The sequence below is a fragment of the Actinomadura rifamycini DSM 43936 genome (genome assembly GCF_000425065.1).
Lineage (GTDB): Bacteria > Actinomycetota > Actinomycetes > Streptosporangiales > Streptosporangiaceae > Spirillospora > Spirillospora rifamycini.
Window position 1 is genome coordinate 197,564 of sequence record NZ_AULB01000012.1, and the last position, 18,638, is coordinate 216,201.

Sequence of the window (18,638 nt, forward strand, 5' to 3'; positions counted from 1 at the left end):
TCCCCCCGCACCCACTTTTCCCCCCACCCGAGAGGGATCACTGATGGATGCCATCACCGTCGGGGCGGGCGTGCTCATCGCGCTCGTCCTGCTCATCGCGCTCGCCATGCTGTTCCTGGTCACCCGGCTGTTCCGCAAGGTCGACCAGGGCCGGGCACTGATCATTTCCAAGCTGCGCAAGGTGGACGTCACGTTCACCGGCGCGGTCGTCCTGCCGGTCCTGCACAAAGCCGAACTCATGGACATCTCGGTGAAGACCATCGAGATCGAACGGACCGGGCGGGACGGCCTGATCTGCAAGGACAACATCCGCGCGGACATCCGCATCACGTTCTTCGTCCGCGTGAACAAGACGGTCGAGGACGTCATCAAGGTCGCGCAGGCGATCGGGACGGAGCGGGCGAGCAGCCAGGAGACGCTGCAGGAGCTGTTCGCGGCGAAGTTCTCCGAAGCGCTGAAGACCGTTGGCAAGCACCTCGACTTCGCCGACCTCTACGTCCGCCGCAACGAGTTCCGCGACCACATCATCCAGGTGATCGGCACCGACCTGAACGGCTACAGCCTCGAGGACGCCGCCATCGACTACCTGGAGCAGACGCCGCTGCTGTCGCTCGACAAGTCGAACATCCTGGACGCCCAGGGCATCCGCAAGATCACCGAGCTGACGGCGATCGAGCACGTCCGCACGAACGAGCACGCCCGCAACGAGGAGAAGGAGATCACGCGCCAGAACGTGGAGGCGCGCGAGGCGATCCTGGAGCTGGAGCGCCGCCGGACGGACGCCGAGCTGCGGCAGGAGCGCGAGATCGAGACGGTCCGGGCGCGCGAGCAGGCCGAGATCGAGCGGGTCAAGGCCGAGGAGCGGCTGCGGGCGCAGACCGCGCACATCCGGACGGACGAGCAGCTCGGCGTGCAGCACGAGAACCGGGACCGGGAGGTCGCGGTCGCCGCGAAGAACAAGGAGCGGGTGCTCGCGATCGAGAGCGAGCGGATCGAGAAGGACCGCCTGCTGGAGGTCATCGCCCGCGAGCGCGAGACCGAGCTGACCCGCATCGCCGCCGACAAGGAGGTCGAGGGCGAGAAGCGGGAGATCGCGAACGTGGTCCGGGAGCGGATCGCGGTGGAGCGGACCGTCGCCGAGCAGGAGGAGGAGATCAAGCGGCTGCGCGCGGTCGAGGAGGCCGAGCGGGCGCGGCAGGCGACCGTCATCCGGGCGGAGGCCGAGGCGCAGGAGAACCTGGTCAAGGACATCAAGGCGGCCGAGGCGGCGGAGGCGGCCGCGCAGCACCGGGCCCGCGAGGAGCTGGTGCTGGCCGAGACGCGGCAGCAGACCGCCGAGCTGGACGCGCGGGCGAAGATCCGGCTGGCCGAGGGGGTGCGCGCGGAGGCCGCGGCGGCGGGGCTCGCCGAGGTCGAGGTCCGCGACGCCGACGCGGACGTCATCGAGAAGGCCGGGCGCGCCGAGGCGGTCGTCGCCCGCGAGCGCGCGGCGGTCGAGGCGGAGCGGATCCGCGAGAGTCTCAAGGCGGAGGCGGAGGGCCTCACCGAGAAGGCCGGGGCGATGGCCGCACTGGACGACGTCACCCGCAAGCACGAGGAGTACCGGCTGCGGCTGGAGACGGAGAAGGAGATCCGGCTCGCGGGCCTCGACGTGCAGCGGCAGGTCGCCGAGGCGCAGGCCGCGGTGCTCGCGACCGGGCTGGAGGGCGCCGACATCAGCATCGTCGGCGGCGAGACCGCGTTCTTCGACCGGGTCGTCGGGTCGATCGCGCTGGGCAAGAGCGTGGACGGCTTCGTGGAGAACTCCGAGGTCGCGCGGTCGGTCGCGGGCCCGTGGCTCGACGGGACGGGCAGCCCGGTCGACGACCTCGCGCGGGTCCTCGGGTCGCTCGGCGCGGACGGCGTCCGCGACGTGACCCTGTCCGCGCTGCTCATGCGGCTGATCGCGGCGGGCGGCCCGCAGGCCGCCGGGCTGTCGGACCTGCTCGACGCCGCGCAGCGGCTCGGCGTCGCCGACGCGCCGCTGGCGAGCCCGAACGGGAGCGACCTGACGGTCGGCGCCTGACCGGTACGGCTTGACGGCGCGGCGGGCCCGCCCCGGCACAGGGGCCCGGGGCGGGCCCGCCGCACACGACGAGGGGAAGGGGACGCGTGAGCGAGGAAACCGGCGGGACCACCGGGACCGCTGCGGCCGGCACCGCGAACGACGCCGCGAACGACGGCACCGCGAACGACGGGACGGCGAACGACGCCGCGACCGGCGGCACGGCGATCGACCACGGGACGTACGAGGTGCTGCGCGCCCGGCTCGCCGAGCACGCGGGCGAGCTGGCGCGGCGCGCGGAGGCGCTGAACGCGCGGCGGCTGGAGGTGTTCGGCGGGGGCGGCCTGCGGCTCGCGGGCACCGAGCGGGTCCGCACGCCCGCCGCCCGGGTGCCGCGCGACGTCGTCGCGGTCGGCGGGACGCTGCTGCTCGGCGGCGCCCCCGCCCCCGGCGCGACGTCCGAGACCGCGCCCGAGGACGTCTTCTCCCTCCACACGCTCGTGCCGGGCGGCGACGGCGACGCCGGGCCGGCGTTCGCCGAGTCGGGGACCGTCCCGGGCCTGCTGGACGATCCGCGCTTCCGCCGCGACTTCGCCGACATGTACCGCTACTACCGGCAGGCGCGGCTGCTGCGGCTCCGCCTGCTGGACGGCCGCCTCCTCGCGGCGTTCCAGACCGGCCCGCGGCTGTCCGACCTGCGCGTCCTGCGCTGGCGGGTCGCGCCGGACGGCGCCGTCGCCTACGAGGACAACCACGGCGAGCGCGCCGACCGGTCCCCGCCCGCGCACGACCCGTCGAAGCCGGTCGAGTGGACGGAGGCGACCCGCGACGACCACGTGCCGGGGCGGCGCCCGCACATCGCGGTCCGGGACGCCCTGCACGTGTCGACGGTCGGCGGCTCCCTCACCGTCGCGACGCCCGACGGCACCGAGGTGTTCGCCGAGCCCGTGGACGAGCCGCTGCAGAGCCTCGCGGACGCGGACGTCCGGCACGCGCGGGTCGGCGCGCTGATCCTGCTGCGGGTCCGGCCGTACAACGAGACGGCGTGGCGGCACCTGGTGTTCAACACCCGCACGCACGACGCCGTCCGGCTGGACGGCCTGGCGGGCGCGTGCCGGCGGCTCCCCGGCGACGACGGCGTCGTGTTCCCGGGCGGCTTCCTCCTCGACACCGGCGCCGCCAAGACGTTCGACACCGACGTGACCGGCCTGGAGTACGAGCGGACGATCGCGTCCCCGAACGGCGAGGACGTCGTCTACGCGTTCTGCTCGCGCGCCGACGGGCGCACGCTGCTGCTCCCGTACAACGTGATCCGCAAGGAGGTGGCGACGCCGATCGACTGCCGCGGGTACGCGCTGTTCGACGACGGGACGCTGGTGGTGCTGCGGGCGTCGTCCGGCGACCCGGCGCGCGTCCACCCGGTGCAGGTGTGGCGGACGCCGCTGGTGTCGGACGACCACGCCGCGGCGCAGCCGGTCGGGACGGGCCCGCTGGAGCGCGTCGGGAACGCCGACCTGGTGCGGGGCGTCTCGGAGTGCCTGGCGGTGGTGCGGATGGTGGGCGAGATGTCGCCGTCCGCGGCGGTGTTCGAGGCGCTCATCGCGGCCTGCACCCGCACCGCCGACCTGCACCACTGGCTCGCCGACCCGGACCTGGGCGGGCTCGACGGGCCGCTCGCGGACGTCCGCGCGGCGGCCGTCCAGGTGCTGGACGAGTACGCGAACGTGCGGGCGCTGACCGCCGAGGCCGACGCCGCCGTCGCCGAGGCGGACGAGCGGGTGCGGGCGCTGCTGCGCCGCGTGGCGGCCGAGCCGCCCGCGACGGCGGACGGCTGGGTGGCGCGGCTGGCCGAGCTGCGCCGCGTGCAGGGCCGCCTGGAGTCGCTGCGCGAGCTGCGGTACGCCGACGCGGCGCGGATCGACGAGCTGGCGGACGCGGCGTCCGGCGGGCTGCGGGAGACCGGGCACGGCGCCGTCGCGTTCCTCCGGGACGCGGACGCGTTCACCGGCTACCACGCCGAGGTGGAGCGGATCGCGGAGGCCGCCGCGGGCATCGCGACCGCGGCCGAGGCCGAGCCCCTCGCCGACCTCCTCGCCGCGCAGCACGAGGGACTCGACGTCGTCACGGAGGTGGTCGGCGACCTCGACGCCGCCGACGCCACCGCTCGCACCGCGATCCTGGAGCGGGTCGGCGAGGTCCTCGGCGGGCTGAACCGGGCCCGCGCCGTCCTGGACGGCCGCCGCCGCGACCTGCTGGCCCGCGAGGGCCGCGCCGCGTTCGCCGCCGAGCTCGCGCTGCTCGACCAGACCGTCGCGGGCGCCCTGTCCGCCGCGACGACCCCCGAGGCGTGCGACGACCGGCTCGGCCGGCTGATCCTGCGGCTGGAGACGCTGCAGGCCCGGTTCGCCGACCTCGACGACTTCCTGGCCGAGCTGGAGGCGAAGCGGACCGAGATCGGCGAGGCGTTCTCGTCGCGGCGGCAGACGCTGCTGGACGAGCGCGCCCGCCGCACGGAGCGGCTCGTGGCGTCCGCCGACCGGATCCTCGCCGGGGTCCGCCGCCGCGCCGCCGCGCTGCCGTCGCCGGACGAGGTCAACGCGTACTTCGCCACCGACGCCATGGTCGCGCGCCTCCGCGCGATCGTGGACGAGTTGCGCAACCTGGACGACGCGGTCCGCGCGGAGGAGCTGGAGGGGCGCATCGCGTCGTCCCGGCAGGAGGCCGGGCGGGCCCTGCGCGACCGGCTCGACCTGTACGACGGCGACACGATCCGGCTGGGCCGCCACCGGTTCGCCGTCAACACGCGGCCCATCGAGCTGACGCTCGTCCCGCACGGCGGCGGCCTCGCGTTCGCGATCACCGGGACCGGGTACCGGCGCCCGGTGGACGACCCGCTGCTCGCCGACCCCGAGCTGCGGGGGCAGACGCTCGTCTCCGAAGCGCCCGACATGTACCGGGCGGAGTACCTGGCGACGTCCCTCCTCGCCGAGACCGGGGCCGCCGAGCTGCGGGCGGCCGCCGCGTCCGGGGGGTTGCTCGACCTCGTCCGGGCGGCCGCCGCCGACCGGTACGGCGAGGGCTACGAGCGCGGCGTCCACGACCACGATGCCGCCGCGATCCTCGGCGCGCTGCTGCGCCTGCACGACGGCGCGGGCCTGCTGCGCTACCCGTCCCGCGCCCGCGCGAACGCCCGCCTGTTCTGGGCGCACACCCCGGACGCGTCCGGCTGGGCGACCCGCGCCCGCTCGCTCGTCCGCGCGCGGGACGCGTTCGGGCACGACACCGTCTCCGGGCTCGTGGCGGAGCTGGCGCCGGCCGTCGCGGAGTTCACCGACCGGATCGGGCTGCCCGCCGACCCGCTCGCCGCCGAGTACCTGGTCGAGGAGCTGGCGACCGCACCGGACGGCTTCGTCACCGCCCCGGGCGCGCGCGAGCTGCTGGCGGGCCTCGGCCCGCACCGCGCCGGCCTCGACGCCGACCTGGCCGCCGTCGCCGACCTGCGCGCCCGCGTGCAGCTCGCCGCGACGTGGCTCGGCGCGTCGGTCCCCGGCGACGACCCCGACCTCCCGGAGGCCGTCGCGGCGCTGCTGTCCGACGTCCCCGGCTACGACTCCGCCGCCGCGCTCACCGCCACCGTCGAGGACCTCCTCGGCACCCATCCGCGGATCGCCGACCGCCGCCTCGACCTGCGCCTCGACGAGATCCTCGCCCGCGCGCACCGGTTCCGCGCCCACCGCGTCCCGGCGTTCCGCGAGCACCGCGAGCGGCGCGACGCGCTGCTCGCCGCCGAGGCGGACCGGCTCGGCGTCGCCGGGCTGCGGCCGCGCGCGATGAGCTCGTTCGTCCGCAACGGCCTCGTCGACGAGGTGTACCTGCCGCTCATCGGCGACAACCTCGCCAAGCAGCTCGGCGCCGCCGGGGACGCCGACCGCACCGACCGGATGGGCCTCCTCCTGCTGATCTCCCCGCCCGGCTACGGCAAGACGACCCTCATGGAGTACGTCGCCGACCGCCTCGGCCTCGCCCTCGTCAAGATCGACGGTCCGGCGCTGGGCCACCGCGTCACGTCCCTCGACCCGGACGCGGCGCCGGACGCCACCGCCCGCCGCGAGCTCGAGAAGATCCACTTCGCGCTCGGCATGGGCGACAACACGCTGCTCTACCTGGACGACGTCCAGCACACGTCGCCCGAGTTCCTGCAGAAGTTCATCCCGCTCTGCGACGCCCAGCGCCGCGTCGAGGGCCACGACCTGCGCGGGAAGCGGTTCGCGATCTGCATGGCCGGGAACCCGTACACCGAGTCGGGCACCCGGTTCCGCATCCCCGACATGCTGGCGAACCGCGCCGACGTCTGGAACCTCGGCGACGTCCTGTCCGGCAAGGACGAGCTGTTCGCGCTCAGCTACATCGAGAACGCGCTCACCTCGAACCCCGTCCTGGCGCCGCTCACCGCGCGGGACCGCGCCGACGTCGCCCTGCTGCTCCGCCTCGCGTCCGGCGACCCGTCGGTGCGCCCCGACCGGCTGTCGCACCCGTACCCGCAGGCCGAGCTCGACCGGATCCTCGCCGTCCTGCGGCTGCTGGCGGCCGCGCAGCGCGTCGTCCTGGCGGTGAACCGCGCGTACATCGCCTCCGCCGCGCAGGACGACGCGTCCCGCACCGAGCCCCCGTTCCGCCTCCAGGGCTCGTACCGCGACATGAACAAGCTCGCCGAACGCATCGTCCCGGTGATGAACGACGCCGAACTCGACGCGGTGATCGACGACCACTACCGCGGCGAGGCGCAGACCCTCACGTCCGGCGCGGAGGCGAACCTGCTGAAGCTCGCCGAGCTGCGCGGCACCCTGACACCCGCGGAGGCCGCGCGCTGGGCCGAGGTCAAGGAGGCGTACCGGCGGTCCCGCACCCTCGACGCCGAGGACCCGACCGTCGGCGCCCTCCTGCACCTCGCCGACCAGGTCAGGGCCCTGCGGCCGGACCGTCCGGACGGCTACGGCTTCCTCGCCACTCCCCCGGCGCAGGACACCGGCGGCGGCTCCGGCCACGGACCGGGCTCGGGACGCCACCGCGTCACCGGCACCACGCCCGGTTCCAGCAACTCCAGTCCCTCGAAGTAGCCCGCGATCCGCTCGGTGCTCCGCGGCGTGTAGGGGACGCCGCCGCTGCGGCCGTTGTGCCGCTCCAGCGACGCGACGTAGGCGGGGTCGGCGGTGCTGCCGTCGTAGGCGGCCAGGTAGCTGCCGGACGGCAGCGCCGCCGTCAGCCGCCGGACGATCGAGCGCGCCTCGCCGTAGTCCTCGATCAGTCCCAGGATGCCCATCAGCAGGAGGGCGACCGGCCGGTCGAAGTCGAGCGTCCGGGCGGCCTCGTCCAGGATGGCTCCGGGGTCGCGGACGTCCGCCTCGATGTAGTCGGTGGCGCCCTCCGGGCTGCTCTTCAGCAGCGCCTGCGCGTGGACGAGCACCAGCGGGTCGTTGTCGACGTAGACGATCCGGGACGCGGGCGCGAGCCGCTGCGCGACCTCGTGGGTGTTGTCCATGCAGGGCAGCCCGGTGCCGATGTCGAGGAACTGCCGTATCCCCGCCTCCCCGGCGAGGTGCCGCACCACCCGCGTCAGCATGTACCGCGAGTGCCGGGCCATGTCGACCATGCCGGGGAAGGTCGTGAAGATCCGGTCGCCCGCCTCCCGGTCGACGGGGTAGTTGTCCTTCCCGCCGAGGAGGTAGTTCCAGATCCGCGCCGAGTGCGGCACGGTGGTGTCGACTCCGGGGTGCGAGCCCATGGTCCGCATGCTCCTTCCCGCTCTTCGCGTGGCGGCGCCACCCGTGTGGAAACGTCGCTCACATGGAAGCACGGACGTACGCGTGGAGCGCGTCCCGGACGAACGCGGCGCCCTCCGCTCCCCCGTACGTCGCGGCGAACTCCGGGGTCTCGACGTAGGTGTCGCCGACGCAGCGCACCATCGCGGCGGCGCGCTCGCGGTCCCCGTCGGCCGTCGGCGTCCCGGGGATCGCGCGCAGCCAGTCGACGTGCCGGGCCGCGATCCGCTGCGCCCGCGCGGACGCCGGGTCCGCGCCGTCCCGCCACGCCTCGACCCACGCCGCGACCAGCGCGTCGGTGTCGCGCTTCCACGCGACCTGCTCTTGCAGCGTCTTCCCGTGCCACCACTCGTTGCTCTCCCGGAACGCCCGCTCGCCCCACCGCGCGACGACCTCGTCCCGGTACGGGTCGTTGAACCCGTCGAGCATCGTCTCCATCGACGGGTCGCGCCCGGCGGCCCGCGCGTCGAGGGTGTGCCGGACCGCCGCGATCCGCCGCTCCAGCCGGGCCCGCTCCCCTTCCAGCAGCCCGATGTGCTCGCGGAGCGCGGCCTCCTCGTCGGCCCGCCGGTCCAGCACGTCCGCGATCACCGGCAGGCCGAGGCCGAGGTCGCGCAGCAGCAGGACGGCCTGGAGCCGGACGAGCGCGTCCGCGTCGTAGTACCGGTAGCCGTTCTCCCCCACCCGCGACGGGCGCAGCAGCCCGATCTCGTCGTAGTGGCGCAGCGTCCGGCTGGTGACGCCGGCCTTGGCCGCGACCTGCTGAATCGTCCACTCCACGGTGCAACGATGTCACGTGGACGCGCGCCGCCGGTAACGCTCCCGCGCCAGCCCGTGGGCCGTGCCGAGCAGCTCCCGCACCGCGGCGTCCGTCCGCGCGCCGGGCTCGACCACGGCGAGCCAGCCGAGTTCGCCGTAGACGGGGTGCGCGAGCACGGCGTCCGCCGTGCCCGGGTCGGGGCCGCCGGTGCCCGGGTCGCGCGGCGCCCGGCCCGTCCACCGCACGAACGCGTCCCTCCCGGCGGCGATGTTCACCCGGAACGCGCCGGGACGGTTCAGCCGCGACGCCTCGTCCTCCGGGTAGTCCTTGGTCACGATCGTCGCGAACGGCTGCGCCGCCGCCGGGACGGCCCCCTCGGGCGAGTAGTAGAAGAACGCGTCGCCCCACGCGATCTCGGGCGTCCCGTCGCCCGGACCGGGCTTGACGGCCAGCACGCCCTCCATCCCTTCGAGGAATGCGATGATCTCGTCGATGCTCATGCCTTCCAGCGTTACATTCATGTGGTTGTGGAGACTTCGAGGCGTGAACACCCAGGTGGAGCGACGGAAAGTCGCAACTCGCTGCGTACGGCCGACGTGGCGCGGCGCGCCGGGTACTCCGTCCAGCAGGTGCGCAACCTGGAGCGGGACGGGGTGCTGCCGCCGGCCGCGCGCACCCCGTCGGGTTACCGGGTCTACGGCGAGGTCCACGTGCGCTCCGCGCTGGCCTACCGGGCGCTCGCGGCGGGCACCGGGCCCGTCGAGGCCAAGCGGATCATGCGCGCCGCGCACGCGTCCCCCGCGGACCTGCTCGCCCTGCTCGACGCCGCCCACGCCCGCCTCCACACCGAGCGCCTCCAGGTCGCCGAGGCCAGGGCGGCCGCCGAGGCGATCGTGGCCGAACCCGTCGCGGACGTCCGGCCGTCCGACGCGATGGGCGTCTCCGAACTCGCGGACGCGCTCGGCGTGCGCCCCTCGACGCTGCGGCACTGGGACGCCGAGGGGCTCGTCGTGCCCCGCCGGACGCCCGGCGCCGCCCGCCGGTACGCGCCCGGCGACGTCCGCGCCGCACGGATCGTCCACCAGCTCCGCTCGGCCGGGTACCGGATCGCCGCGCTGCGCGCGCTGATGCCGGAGCTGCGGCGGGCGCGGCGGTGGGACGAGGTGATGGCCGCGCTCGCCGACCGGGACGCGAGCATCGACGCCCGCTCGGCCGCCCTCCTCCGCGCCGCCGCCGCGCTCGCCGCGCTCCTCACTCCGTGACGATGTAGTCGCCCTCGAACTCCTTCGTCCATGCGAGGGCGGCTTCCCGCTCGGCCTCGCGCTGCGCGGTGAGGACGATCCGGTTCCCGTCGGGGTCGTCGATCGTCAGATCGGACGTGAACCACGGGGTGTCGGCGGGCCCCTCGACGCGCGCGCCGTCCGGCAGCGCCGCCCGCAGCGCGGCCGCGAGTTCCGCGAGGTCCTGCCCGCCCGCCTGGAAGCTGACGGTGGCGCTGCCCGGCCGCGGCTCGCCCGGCACGATCAGGATGTCCTGGTACTTCATCCGCCGCAGGTGGATCACCGCCGGACCGCCGTCCGGCCCGGGAACGGTCGCCAAGGAGACGAAGCCCGCCGCGTTGTAGAACGCCTCAGCGGCGGCCAGGTCCGCGACCTGGAACGTCGCGAACATCGGCATGGGGTAGATGGTGCGGTCGATCTCTGGAGTGCTCATGCCGCCGAACGCTAGAAGTTGACGTAGCGAGAAGGTCAAACGCGTTGCGGACCGCCCCGGCGCCCCCATGAGCCCGACCTTCGGCGGCGGCCGCACCATCGCCATGAAGCTGCCCAAGGCGCAGTTCGACCGCACCGTCGCCTCCTACCGCGACGCCCCTCTGACGCCCGTCAGGCGGTCAGGCCCTCGTAGTACGCGCGGTGGGCCGGGTAGTAGTCGTCGAAGGACGGCGCGGGCGTCCCGGCGACGGAGGCGGCCAGGAAGTCGAGGTAGTACTCCCAGCCGGGGCCGGTCGACGCCACCTCCGTGTCCGGGTCGAGATGGTGCAGGAACGTCAGCGTCGTCACCCCGCCGTCCTCGGCGAGCCGGGCCTCCAGGTGCCAGCGGCCGTACTCGTCGACGGCCTCGACCTCCAGCCGGTGCGGCGGCTCGCACGCGATGATCGTCAGGTCGCTCTCCGGGCCGCCCTCCTCGTGGACGAGCGTGATCCGGACGGTCGCGCCCGGACGGCCCTCGCCGCGCCAGTGCGCGAACCAGCGGGCCGTCCGGTCGGGCTCGGTGATGCTCGCCCAGACGTCCTCGATCGGCGCCTTGAACGTGCGGACCATCTCCAGGTCGGTGCCGGTCGCCGCGGCGACGAGGCGTCCGGTGGGCGTGGGACTCATCCTGTGCTCCTCTTCGGTTCCTCCGCGGGCGCTCCGCCCGCCGGCGGCCGGGCGCGGCGGTCGCGCCGCGCCCGGTGGACCTCGGTCTCCAGCGCGTCGAGCCGCCGCTCCCAGACCTGGCCGCGGACGGCGTCCAGCCACGCGTCGATCTCGCTCAGCGGGCCGTGCTCGGCGCGGTAGTGGCGCTCGCGGCCGACGAGCTCGGCCGTGATCAGGCCCGCCTCGCGCAGCACCCGCAGGTGGCGGCTCACCGCGGGGCGGCTGATGTCGGGGAACGCGGCGGCCAGCGCGCCCGCCGTCCGCGGCCCGTCGCCGAGCAGCACCACGATGCGCCGACGCACGGGGTCGGCCACCGCATCGAAGACGTCCATGGGTATACGTAACCATCGTGTTACGCGTTTGTCCAGTGCGGCGGAACCGCCGCGCCGCCGGCGGGCGGCCGGCCGCCGCCATGAAGACCGGGCAATTGCCACCAAATAGCGCATATCTCCCTTCTTGGTGCATTAGTTATCAACTCCCCGCTATGCATTGATCACCGCCGGTACCTGTGGAACCCTTACCGATGCCCTCTTAGCGGACGGCGACGTGGCGCGGCCCGGCGTGGCGCGCGGAACGGCCGCCGCATGTGCCTGTACCCCGATGCCCGACTGGAGAAGGCGACTGTGACGCGACGCCGGGTCCCCCGCTGCGCGACCGTGCCGGCGACGACCCCCGAAGCCCGCCGGTGAGGTGGTGGAGGCGCGGAGGAGCGGCGGCGCGGCCGCCCGCCCCTCCCCCTGCCCCCGCCGCTCCCCCGCCCGCACCGCGACCCGCGGCACCGCCCGCGGCGCCCGTCCCCGCCGAGGGTGCCGCGCCGGAGGCCCGCCGCGGCGACGCGGACGTGTGGGCCGAGCTGTGCGAGCGCTTCTGCATGCAGTTCCTCGTGCTCGCGGAGAAGATGCGTCCCGCGATGGACATGCTCGAAAGCCGGGAGGAGGACCCCGACCGGCTGGAGGCCCTGTACGAGATCGACCACGGCGTCACCCGGATGCGGCGGGTCGCCCGCGACCTGCGGGTGCTCGCGGACCGCGGCGACGCGGACGTCTCCGGCGCCGACACGTCCCTGCTGGACGTCGTGCGCATGGCCGCGTCGTCCATCGAGGGGTACCGGCAGGTGTCGGTCCGGCGCGTGGTGGACCTCGCGGTGCCCGCGCACGCCGTCGATGACGCGGCGTCCCTCATCGCGGCGCTCCTGGACAACGCGACGCGGTTCTCCCCCGCGCAGGTGACCGTGAGCGCGCACCTGCTGGACGACGGCGGCGTGATGCTCCGCATCGAGGACTCGGGCATCGGCATGCCGGCCGAGCAGCTCGACGGGCTGAACGCCGCGCTGGCGGGTCCGGTGCCGCCGATGACGCGGGAGACGGCGCGGCAGACCGGGTTCCCGGTGGTGCACCGGCTGGCCCGCAGGCACGGCGTCACCGTCCGGTTCGCGGCCCGCGCCGGCGGGACGATCGCCATGGTGACGGTCCCGCCGCAGCTGCTCTGCGAGATCCCCGCGGCCGAGCCCCGCGCGGGCGACGCGCCCCCGGCGGCCGGGACCCTGACCATGGCGCGCCGCGCCGAGCGCCCGGCGCGGCCCGCGCCCGCGCCCGCGCCCGCGCTGAACATCGCGAGCGACGCCGACCTCGGCGGGCTGCCGCGCCGGCAGCGCACCAGCCTGCGCCCCGTCGCCGAGCCCGCCGCCCCCGCCGAGCCCGCGGAACCCGCCGACACCGGCTCCGGGTCGTTCGCCGCGGACCTGGACGCCTTCACCGCGGGCGCGCGCCGCCCCGCCGACGAGCAGCAGGAAGGACGGCAATGAGCATCGCCTCCACCGGCCCGACCGGCCCGCAGGACTTCGGGTGGCTGCTCAGGCAGTTCGCGTCCGCGACACCGGGCGTGACGTTCGCGCTGATCGTGTCGTCGGACGGCCTCGCGCTCGTCGAGTCGGGCTCGCACCCGTCGGAGTTCGTCGACCCGATGGCCGCGCTGACCAGCGGGATGATCAGCCTCGGCAACAACATCGCGGGGCACGTCGGCGCGGGCGGCTGCGACCAGATCATGCTGAAGTTCGGCACCGGCCACCTGCTGTTCATGAGCATCGGGCGGCTCGCGGGGCTGGCCGTGCTGGTCGGCGAGGGCGCGAACCTCGGCGCCGTCGCCCACGAGATGACCAAGTTCGTGCACGGCGCCGGGCGCGTCCTCACCCCGCAGATGCGCGACGACCTGCGCCGCATGGCGGAGCAGGCGATGCCGTGACCGCGCCCGTGAGCGCCGCGACCGACCCGGCAGGAGGGACGACATGACGGCCAATCCGTGGGTCCGGCCGTACGTGCTGACCGGCGGACGGACCCGGGGCCGCCGGCATCTGCTGGTGCACACGCTCATCTCGGGCACCCGGTACGACGCGGCGTTCGCGGAGCGGCTGCTGCCCGAGGCGCGGGCCCTGTACCAGCGGGCGCACGCCGCGACCGAGTCGGTCGCCGAACTGTCCGCCCACTGCGGGGTGTCGCTCGGGGTGACCCGCGTCCTGCTCGCCGACCTCGCGGCGGGCGACCGGGTCGCGATCGCCGACGCCGACACCTCCCCGTACGACCCGCACGTCCTGGAGAGAGTGATCGATGGTCTACGCGAGCTCGCCTGACGCGGCGTCCCGGCGGCCGCCCGGACGGACGATCGCGCGCACGTCCGTCAAGATCGTCGTGGCGGGCGGGTTCGGCGTCGGCAAGACGACGCTGGTGGAGGCCATCTCGGAGATCCCGCCGGTGAACACCGAGGCGTGGATGACGCAGGCCGCGGCGAACATCGACCCGGTCCGCGCGGGCGACGGCAAGACCACCACCACCGTCGCGATGGACTTCGGCCGCGTCACGCTGGCGTCCGACCTGCTGCTGTACCTGTTCGGGACGCCCGGGCAACCGCGGTTCTGGCCCATGTGGGACGACCTGTGCCGCGGGGCGAGCGCGGCGGTCGTCCTCGTCGACACCCGGCGGCTGGACGTGTCGTTCCCCGCCGTCAACTACTTCGAGAACGACTCGGACGTCCCGTTCATCGTCGCCGTGAACCTGTTCGACGGCGTGCAGACGCACCGGATCCCGCAGATCCGGGCGGCGCTGCGGCTCGACGACGGCGTGCCGCTCGTGGCGTTCGACGCGCGCGACCGCGGCTCGGTCGTCCGGGTCCTCACCGAGGCGCTGGGCCACACCCTCCAGGCCACCGCGGGGCACGCCGCCAGGTGAACCCGCACGTCCACAACTGAAGACCGGCCCCCGGCAAAGGGAGGAAGCAATGCGAAGGATCCTGATCGTCGGCGCGGGACAGGCCGGTCTGCAGCTCGCCCTGTGCCTGCAAGCGGAAGGGTACGAGGTCACGGTCATGTCGGCGCGGACGCCGGAGGAGATCCGGGCCGGCCGCATCATGTCGACGCAGTGCGTCTTCTGGCCGCAGCTCCAGATCGAGCGGGACCACGGGCTGAACCTGTGGGAGGACCGGACGCCGCGGATCGTCGCGCAGCGCGTCACCGTCGCCGGCCCGCCCGGCGAGCGGGCGCTCCAGACGCTGGGCCGCTGGGACGACTTCGCCCAGTCGGTCGACCAGCGGGTCAAGATGGCGGGCTGGCTGGAGCTGTTCGAGCAGCGCGGCGGGAACGCCGTCTACCACAGCGTGATGACCTCCGACCTGGAGGGGCTCTCCGCCCTCTACGACCTGACGGTCGTCGCGGCGGGCAAGGGCGAGCTGGTGGAGCTGTTCGACCGGGACGCGAGCCGCTCGCCCTACGACCGTCCGCAGCGGAAGCTGTCGTGCATCTACCTGCACGGCATGACCCCGTGGCCCGGCCATCCCGAGCCGCACGTCCGGATCACCGCCACACCGGGCGTCGGGGAGCTGTTCTTCATGCCCGGCTACACCCACACCGGCGCCTGCGACATCCTGCTGTGGGAGGCGGTCCCCGGCGGCCCGTTCGACGTGTGGGACGACCGCCCCGGCCCGGCGGGGCACCTCGCCCGGACGCTCGACATGATGCGGCGGTTCGTGCCGTGGGAGTACGAGCGGACGGTCGACGCGCAGCCCACCGACGCCCGCTGCACCCTCTACGGGGGGTACGCGCCGGTCGTCCGGCACCCGGTCGGGACGCTGTCGCCGACCGCGCACGTCCTCGGCATGGCGGACGTCGTCGTCGCGAACGACCCGGTGACCGGGCAGGGCTCGAACAACGCGGTGCGGTGCGCCGAGATCTACTTCCGGTCGATCCTGGAGCGGGGCGACCGCCCGTTCGACCCCGCGTGGATGCAGCGGACGTTCGACGCCTACTGGGAGTACGCGAGGCACCCGACGGCCTACACGAACATGATGCTCGGGCCGCTCCCCGAGCACGTCCAGAAGGTCCTCGCGACGGCGTCGCGGAACGAGCGGGTCGCGTACCGGTTCGCGCACGGCTACGCGAACCCGGCGGACTTCTCGAACTGGCTGCTGGACCCGGTCAAGACCGAGGAGTTCCTCGCGTCGGTGACCTGATCAGTCCCCGTCCGGCAGTTCCGCCAGGCAGGACTCCACGAAGTCCCGCACCACGGGGTTCCCGTCGGCGGCCGGGGGCCACGCGACGGCGACGCGGCTGGGGGCGATGTCCGCGACGGGGCGGTAGACGATGCCCGGACGCGCGTAGAAGCGGGTGGCGGACGCGGGCGCGAGGCCGATGCCGAGGCCGTTCGCGATGGCGCTCAGCCAGTCGTCCGGCTGCTCGACGACGGTGCCGATGCGCGGCGGGCGGCCGTCGCGCTCGTCCGCGCCCGTCCAGTGGTCCCGCCAGGCGCCGGTCTCCGGCGCGGGCGCGACGAACGGCTCGTCCCGCACCTCCCGTAACGCGACGATCTCGCGGGCGGCGAGCGGGTGCGCGGCGGGCAGCACGACATGGCGCGGCTCGGTGATCAGGACCCGCACGTGGAAGCCGTCCTGCCCGGGGAACGGGAGCCGCACGAGGGCGACGTCCACGGTCCCCTCGTCGAGGCCCGCGGCGGGCGCCGACCAGGGCGACTGCCGCATCTCGACCCGCCAGCCGGGGCGGCGCCGGACGAACTCGGCGATGATGCGCGGGGTCGCCTCGTTGGCGGCGCTCGCCAGGTACCCGACGTACAGGACGCGGGCGGCGCGGCGGGACGCGGCCTTCGTCGCGCGCCAGGCGTCGTCCCAGCCGTCCAGCAGGGCCGGTGCGCGGTCGGCGAGGGCCCGGCCGGGATCGGTGAGCGCCATGCCCGCCCGGGACCGGGTGAACAGCCGGACGCCGAGCCGGGCCTCCAGCTGCCTGATCTGCTTGGTCAGCGCGGGCTGGGAGACGTACAGCCGTTCCGCCGCGCGGGTCAGGTTGCCCTCCTCGGCCACGGTGACGAAGTAGCGCAGCAGCCGGGTGTCGACGTCCATGCCGCCAGGTTATGGACAGGTGTATTGGACGCCCCTGACGGCCCCCCGCCAGCCTGGAACCATGCTGTTCATCTCCTATGTCGCCGTCACCGTCGCCACGATCGCGGCCAATGCCGGAATGGCCGCCGCGGACTTCGCCAAGGCCCGTTTCGTGATGGGGAACTCGGCCGAGGTGGGCCTCCCTGCGTCGTGGGTGCCCTGGCTGGGAGCGCTCAAGGCGGCCGGGGCCGCCGGACTGTTGCTCGGCCTCCTGGGCGTCCCATACATCGGGATCGCCGCCGCGACGGGCCTCGTTCTGTTCTTCGTGGGCGCCATCGTCGCGCACGTCCGCGCCCGGGTCTTCTACAACTTCGCGTTCCCCGGCGGGTACCTGGCGCTCGCCGTCGGGTCGCTGGCGCTGGCCGTCGCGCAGGCGTAGAACGCGTCGAGGACTCGGCGGGCGGCGCACTAGCATCGGCTTTTTCGCCGCGGACGGGAGACGAGCGCGTGGCCGACGGAGCCGTACGAGCCTCCAACGACCTGACGGCGAGATGGGCGCGGCACGCCTGCACCGGAGAGACGACCGCGCTGTCGGGGGCGGGGCTCTGGCCGCTGCTCGCGCTGCTGGCCGCCGCCGCCGACGGGCCGGCGCGCGCCGAACTGCAGGACGCCGTCGGCCGCGACGCCGCCGGCGCCGACCGCGACGCGCGCGACCTGCTGGAGATCCTCGCGCGCGGCAGCGCCGTCGACGGCGCGTTCGGCGTCTGGCACCGGGCGGGGCTGCCGCTGAACCCCTGGTGGCTCGACGCCGCGCCCGGCGGGGCGCGCGGCGAGCTCAGCGGCGACCCCGACGCCGACCGCCCCCGGCTGGACGCCTGGGTCGAGCGGCACACGCGCGGGCGGCTGCGGCGGATGCCCGTGGCGCTCGACCCCGACACCCTCCTGGTGCTGGCGACCGCGCTGAGCGTCGACACCCGCTGGCGCGCCCCCTTCCGGGACGTCCCGCTCCGGCCGCAGGGCGGCCCCTGGGCCGGGCGGCCGAACGGGCTCGCGGGCCTGTACCGCGGCGGCCCCGACCTCGACCCGCTCGCCCTCGCCGAGACGCCCGGCGGGCCGCTCACCGTCCTCACCGTGGCGGGCGTCGACGACGTCGACGTCCACCTGCTCCTCGGCGCGCCCGACCGCCCGGCGGGCGAGGTGGTCGCAGCCGGGGCGGCCGCCCTCGACGGCCGGCACCCGCTGCGGCGCGGCGCCGAGCTGCTCGCCGAACCCGTCGCCCGCACGGCACCGGGCGTGGAACTGGTGAGCGTCCCGTCCCACGACCCCACGCCGACCCTGCACACGACGACCGTCCGGTTCGATGTCGGCGCCCGGCACGACCTGCTGGACAGCCCCGGCCTGTTCGGGCTGGCGACGGTCTCCGGCGACGATCCGCACGGCCACCTCCCCGGGATCAGCCGGGCGCCGCTCAAGGTCGGGCAGGGCGCGCAGGACGTCCACGCGACCTTCACCGCGGAGGGGTTCACGGCCGCGGCCGTCACCGCCTTCGCGGCCGTGGCCGGGGCCGCGCCGCCGCAGAGCGAGGCCCCGGTGCTGTCCGCCGGTTTCGACCGCCCGTTCGGCTTCCTCGCGCGGCACCGCCCCACCGGCCTCGTCCTCGTCGCGGGCTGGGTCGCCGAACCGGAGGAGTGGCCCGACGACGCCTCGTCCGGACTCTGGTGACCGGAGGCCGCCGCGGCCGGGGGCCGGGCGGCCGGGGGCCGGGGCGGCCGGGGGTCAGTCCGTCCGGAGGTCGTCGGTCGCCCGGCGGTAGGCGTCGGCCGCGCGGGCGAAGTAGTCGAACAGGACGGCCCGCTGCTCGGGCGGGTATCCGGCGATGATCTCGCCGATGCCGCGCCGGGCCGGGGCGAGGACCTCGTCCAGCTCGGCGGGCTCCCCCACCGGCTCGACGATGACCTTGCGCCGGTCCCCGGGCGCGGGGACGCGCCGGACGTACCCGGCTTCTTCGAGGCGGTCGATCAGCCGGGTCGTCGGACCGGTGGTCAGTCCGGTGCGCGCGCCCAGCTCGCCCGGCGTCATCGCGCCCTCCAGGTCGAGGATGTTCAGCGCGTACAGGTCGCTGGCCCCGAGCCCGCAGGCGCGCGCGCCCGCGTGGGTGTGCAGGAGCACCGCGCTCAGGTACGTGCGGTAGACGCGACTCGGATCCGCCGTTGACATCGGGC

At 74.9% G+C, this 18,638-nt stretch carries 17 protein-coding genes and 1 pseudogene; 10 read left to right on the forward strand and 8 right to left on the reverse strand.

All coding sequences use genetic code 11. From position 1 onward, the window contains the following. The first annotated feature begins 43 nt into the window (after window positions 1-43). Together H505_RS0112550 and H505_RS41495 are read left to right on the forward strand one after the other, a co-directional pair. Complete coding sequence (locus H505_RS0112550; RefSeq protein WP_026402271.1) at window positions 44-2,065, forward strand: flotillin family protein; 2,022 nt, start codon at window positions 44-46, stop codon at window positions 2,063-2,065. A gap of 86 nt (window positions 2,066-2,151) precedes the next feature. After that, on the forward strand, window positions 2,152-7,161 hold the full coding sequence (locus H505_RS41495; RefSeq protein ID WP_064743606.1) for a DNA repair ATPase: 5,010 nt from the start codon (window positions 2,152-2,154) through the stop codon (window positions 7,159-7,161). Here H505_RS41495 and H505_RS48885 read toward each other — a convergent pair. The 3 genes and pseudogenes from H505_RS48885 to H505_RS0112570 all read right to left on the reverse strand — a co-directional run. Further along, window positions 7,098-7,835, reverse strand: a pseudogene (locus H505_RS48885) (SAM-dependent methyltransferase); the annotation flags it as partial. The gene H505_RS41495 and the pseudogene H505_RS48885 overlap by 64 nt on opposite strands. Before the next feature lie 49 nt (window positions 7,836-7,884). After that, a complete protein-coding gene (locus tag H505_RS0112565) occupies window positions 7,885-8,643 on the reverse strand; it encodes a MerR family transcriptional regulator (protein ID WP_026402272.1) in 759 nt (252 codons plus the stop codon). 12 nt (window positions 8,644-8,655) lie between these two features. After that, window positions 8,656-9,123 carry a DUF6194 family protein gene (locus tag H505_RS0112570; RefSeq protein ID WP_026402273.1) on the reverse strand — a complete coding sequence of 156 codons (468 nt, stop codon included), beginning with the start codon at window positions 9,121-9,123 and terminating at the stop codon, window positions 8,656-8,658. Window positions 9,124-9,219: 96 nt separating this feature from the next. Here H505_RS0112570 and H505_RS0112575 point away from each other — a divergent pair, with 96 nt between their 5' ends. Then, window positions 9,220-9,885, forward strand: coding sequence for a MerR family transcriptional regulator (locus H505_RS0112575; protein WP_245592496.1), 666 nt, complete (start codon window positions 9,220-9,222; stop codon window positions 9,883-9,885). On the opposite strand, the gene H505_RS0112580 is transcribed toward H505_RS0112575, so the two are convergent. The 3 genes from H505_RS0112580 to H505_RS0112590 form a co-directional block, all read right to left on the reverse strand. After that, a complete protein-coding gene (locus H505_RS0112580) occupies window positions 9,875-10,336 on the reverse strand; it encodes a glyoxalase (protein WP_026402275.1) in 462 nt (153 codons plus the stop codon). The two genes, H505_RS0112575 and H505_RS0112580, sit on opposite strands and share 11 nt — an antisense overlap. Window positions 10,337-10,506: 170 nt before the next feature. Further along, window positions 10,507-11,001, reverse strand: coding sequence for an SRPBCC family protein (locus H505_RS0112585; protein WP_026402276.1), 495 nt, complete (start codon window positions 10,999-11,001; stop codon window positions 10,507-10,509). Continuing rightward, window positions 10,998-11,372 carry an ArsR/SmtB family transcription factor gene (locus tag H505_RS0112590; protein ID WP_026402277.1) on the reverse strand — a complete coding sequence of 125 codons (375 nt, stop codon included), beginning with the start codon at window positions 11,370-11,372 and terminating at the stop codon, window positions 10,998-11,000. Before H505_RS0112590 ends, H505_RS0112585 begins: the two co-directional genes overlap by 4 nt. Window positions 11,373-11,881: 509 nt before the next feature. Here H505_RS0112590 and H505_RS41500 point away from each other — a divergent pair. Genes H505_RS41500 through H505_RS0112615 form a run of 5 tightly spaced genes read left to right on the forward strand, consistent with a single transcriptional unit; the run spans window position 11,882 to window position 15,537 of the window. After that, window positions 11,882-12,844, forward strand: coding sequence for a sensor histidine kinase (locus H505_RS41500; protein WP_051300594.1), 963 nt, complete (start codon window positions 11,882-11,884; stop codon window positions 12,842-12,844). Next, a complete protein-coding gene (locus tag H505_RS0112600; protein WP_026402278.1) occupies window positions 12,841-13,281 on the forward strand; it encodes a roadblock/LC7 domain-containing protein in 441 nt (146 codons plus the stop codon). Before H505_RS41500 ends, H505_RS0112600 begins: the two co-directional genes overlap by 4 nt. Before the next feature lie 43 nt (window positions 13,282-13,324). After that, entirely contained in the window at window positions 13,325-13,666 is a 342-nt protein-coding gene (locus H505_RS0112605) for a DUF742 domain-containing protein (protein WP_026402279.1), read from the forward strand. Further along, the gene (locus H505_RS0112610) at window positions 13,644-14,261 is read left to right on the forward strand and encodes a GTP-binding protein (protein WP_084550162.1); all 618 of its coding nucleotides are present in this window, start codon (window positions 13,644-13,646) and stop codon (window positions 14,259-14,261) included. The genes H505_RS0112605 and H505_RS0112610 overlap by 23 nt, the downstream gene beginning before the upstream one ends. A gap of 49 nt (window positions 14,262-14,310) precedes the next feature. After that, the gene (locus H505_RS0112615; RefSeq protein WP_026402281.1) at window positions 14,311-15,537 is read left to right on the forward strand and encodes a styrene monooxygenase/indole monooxygenase family protein; all 1,227 of its coding nucleotides are present in this window, start codon (window positions 14,311-14,313) and stop codon (window positions 15,535-15,537) included. On the opposite strand, the gene H505_RS0112620 is transcribed toward H505_RS0112615, so the two are convergent. Next, window positions 15,538-16,437, reverse strand: coding sequence for a LysR family transcriptional regulator (locus H505_RS0112620; RefSeq protein WP_026402282.1), 900 nt, complete (start codon window positions 16,435-16,437; stop codon window positions 15,538-15,540). It lies immediately after the preceding gene. A gap of 61 nt (window positions 16,438-16,498) precedes the next feature. Here H505_RS0112620 and H505_RS0112625 point away from each other — a divergent pair, with 61 nt between their 5' ends. Together H505_RS0112625 and H505_RS0112630 are read left to right on the forward strand one after the other, a co-directional pair. Further along, on the forward strand, window positions 16,499-16,855 hold the full coding sequence (locus tag H505_RS0112625; protein ID WP_051300595.1) for a DoxX family protein: 357 nt from the start codon (window positions 16,499-16,501) through the stop codon (window positions 16,853-16,855). Between the two features lie 68 nt (window positions 16,856-16,923). Next, window positions 16,924-18,138, forward strand: coding sequence for a serpin family protein (locus H505_RS0112630; protein WP_026402284.1), 1,215 nt, complete (start codon window positions 16,924-16,926; stop codon window positions 18,136-18,138). Between the two features lie 54 nt (window positions 18,139-18,192). Here H505_RS0112630 and H505_RS0112635 read toward each other — a convergent pair whose 3' ends face one another. Further along, complete coding sequence (locus H505_RS0112635; protein ID WP_026402285.1) at window positions 18,193-18,633, reverse strand: MarR family winged helix-turn-helix transcriptional regulator; 441 nt, start codon at window positions 18,631-18,633, stop codon at window positions 18,193-18,195. Window positions 18,634-18,638 lie beyond the last annotated feature (5 nt).

What these genes read in the sequence shown, in the direction of transcription:
- H505_RS0112600 (WP_026402278.1), top strand. Translation starts at nt 12,841, where the DNA reads ATGAGCATCGCCTCCACCGGCCCGACCGGCCCGCAGGACTTCGGGTGG.
- H505_RS0112615 (WP_026402281.1), top strand. Translation starts at nt 14,311, where the DNA reads ATGCGAAGGATCCTGATCGTCGGCGCGGGACAGGCCGGTCTGCAGCTC.
- H505_RS0112605 (WP_026402279.1), top strand. Translation starts at nt 13,325, where the DNA reads ATGACGGCCAATCCGTGGGTCCGGCCGTACGTGCTGACCGGCGGACGG.
- H505_RS0112570 (WP_026402273.1), bottom strand. Translation starts at nt 9,123, where the DNA reads ATGAGCATCGACGAGATCATCGCATTCCTCGAAGGGATGGAGGGCGTG.
- H505_RS0112620 (WP_026402282.1), bottom strand. Translation starts at nt 16,437, where the DNA reads ATGGACGTCGACACCCGGCTGCTGCGCTACTTCGTCACCGTGGCCGAG.
- H505_RS0112635 (WP_026402285.1), bottom strand. Translation starts at nt 18,633, where the DNA reads ATGTCAACGGCGGATCCGAGTCGCGTCTACCGCACGTACCTGAGCGCG.
- H505_RS0112625 (WP_051300595.1), top strand. Translation starts at nt 16,499, where the DNA reads ATGCTGTTCATCTCCTATGTCGCCGTCACCGTCGCCACGATCGCGGCC.
- H505_RS0112585 (WP_026402276.1), bottom strand. Translation starts at nt 11,001, where the DNA reads ATGAGTCCCACGCCCACCGGACGCCTCGTCGCCGCGGCGACCGGCACC.
- H505_RS0112610 (WP_084550162.1), top strand. Translation starts at nt 13,644, where the DNA reads ATGGTCTACGCGAGCTCGCCTGACGCGGCGTCCCGGCGGCCGCCCGGA.
- H505_RS0112580 (WP_026402275.1), bottom strand. Translation starts at nt 10,336, where the DNA reads ATGAGCACTCCAGAGATCGACCGCACCATCTACCCCATGCCGATGTTC.
- H505_RS0112590 (WP_026402277.1), bottom strand. Translation starts at nt 11,372, where the DNA reads ATGGACGTCTTCGATGCGGTGGCCGACCCCGTGCGTCGGCGCATCGTG.
- H505_RS0112550 (WP_026402271.1), top strand. Translation starts at nt 44, where the DNA reads ATGGATGCCATCACCGTCGGGGCGGGCGTGCTCATCGCGCTCGTCCTG.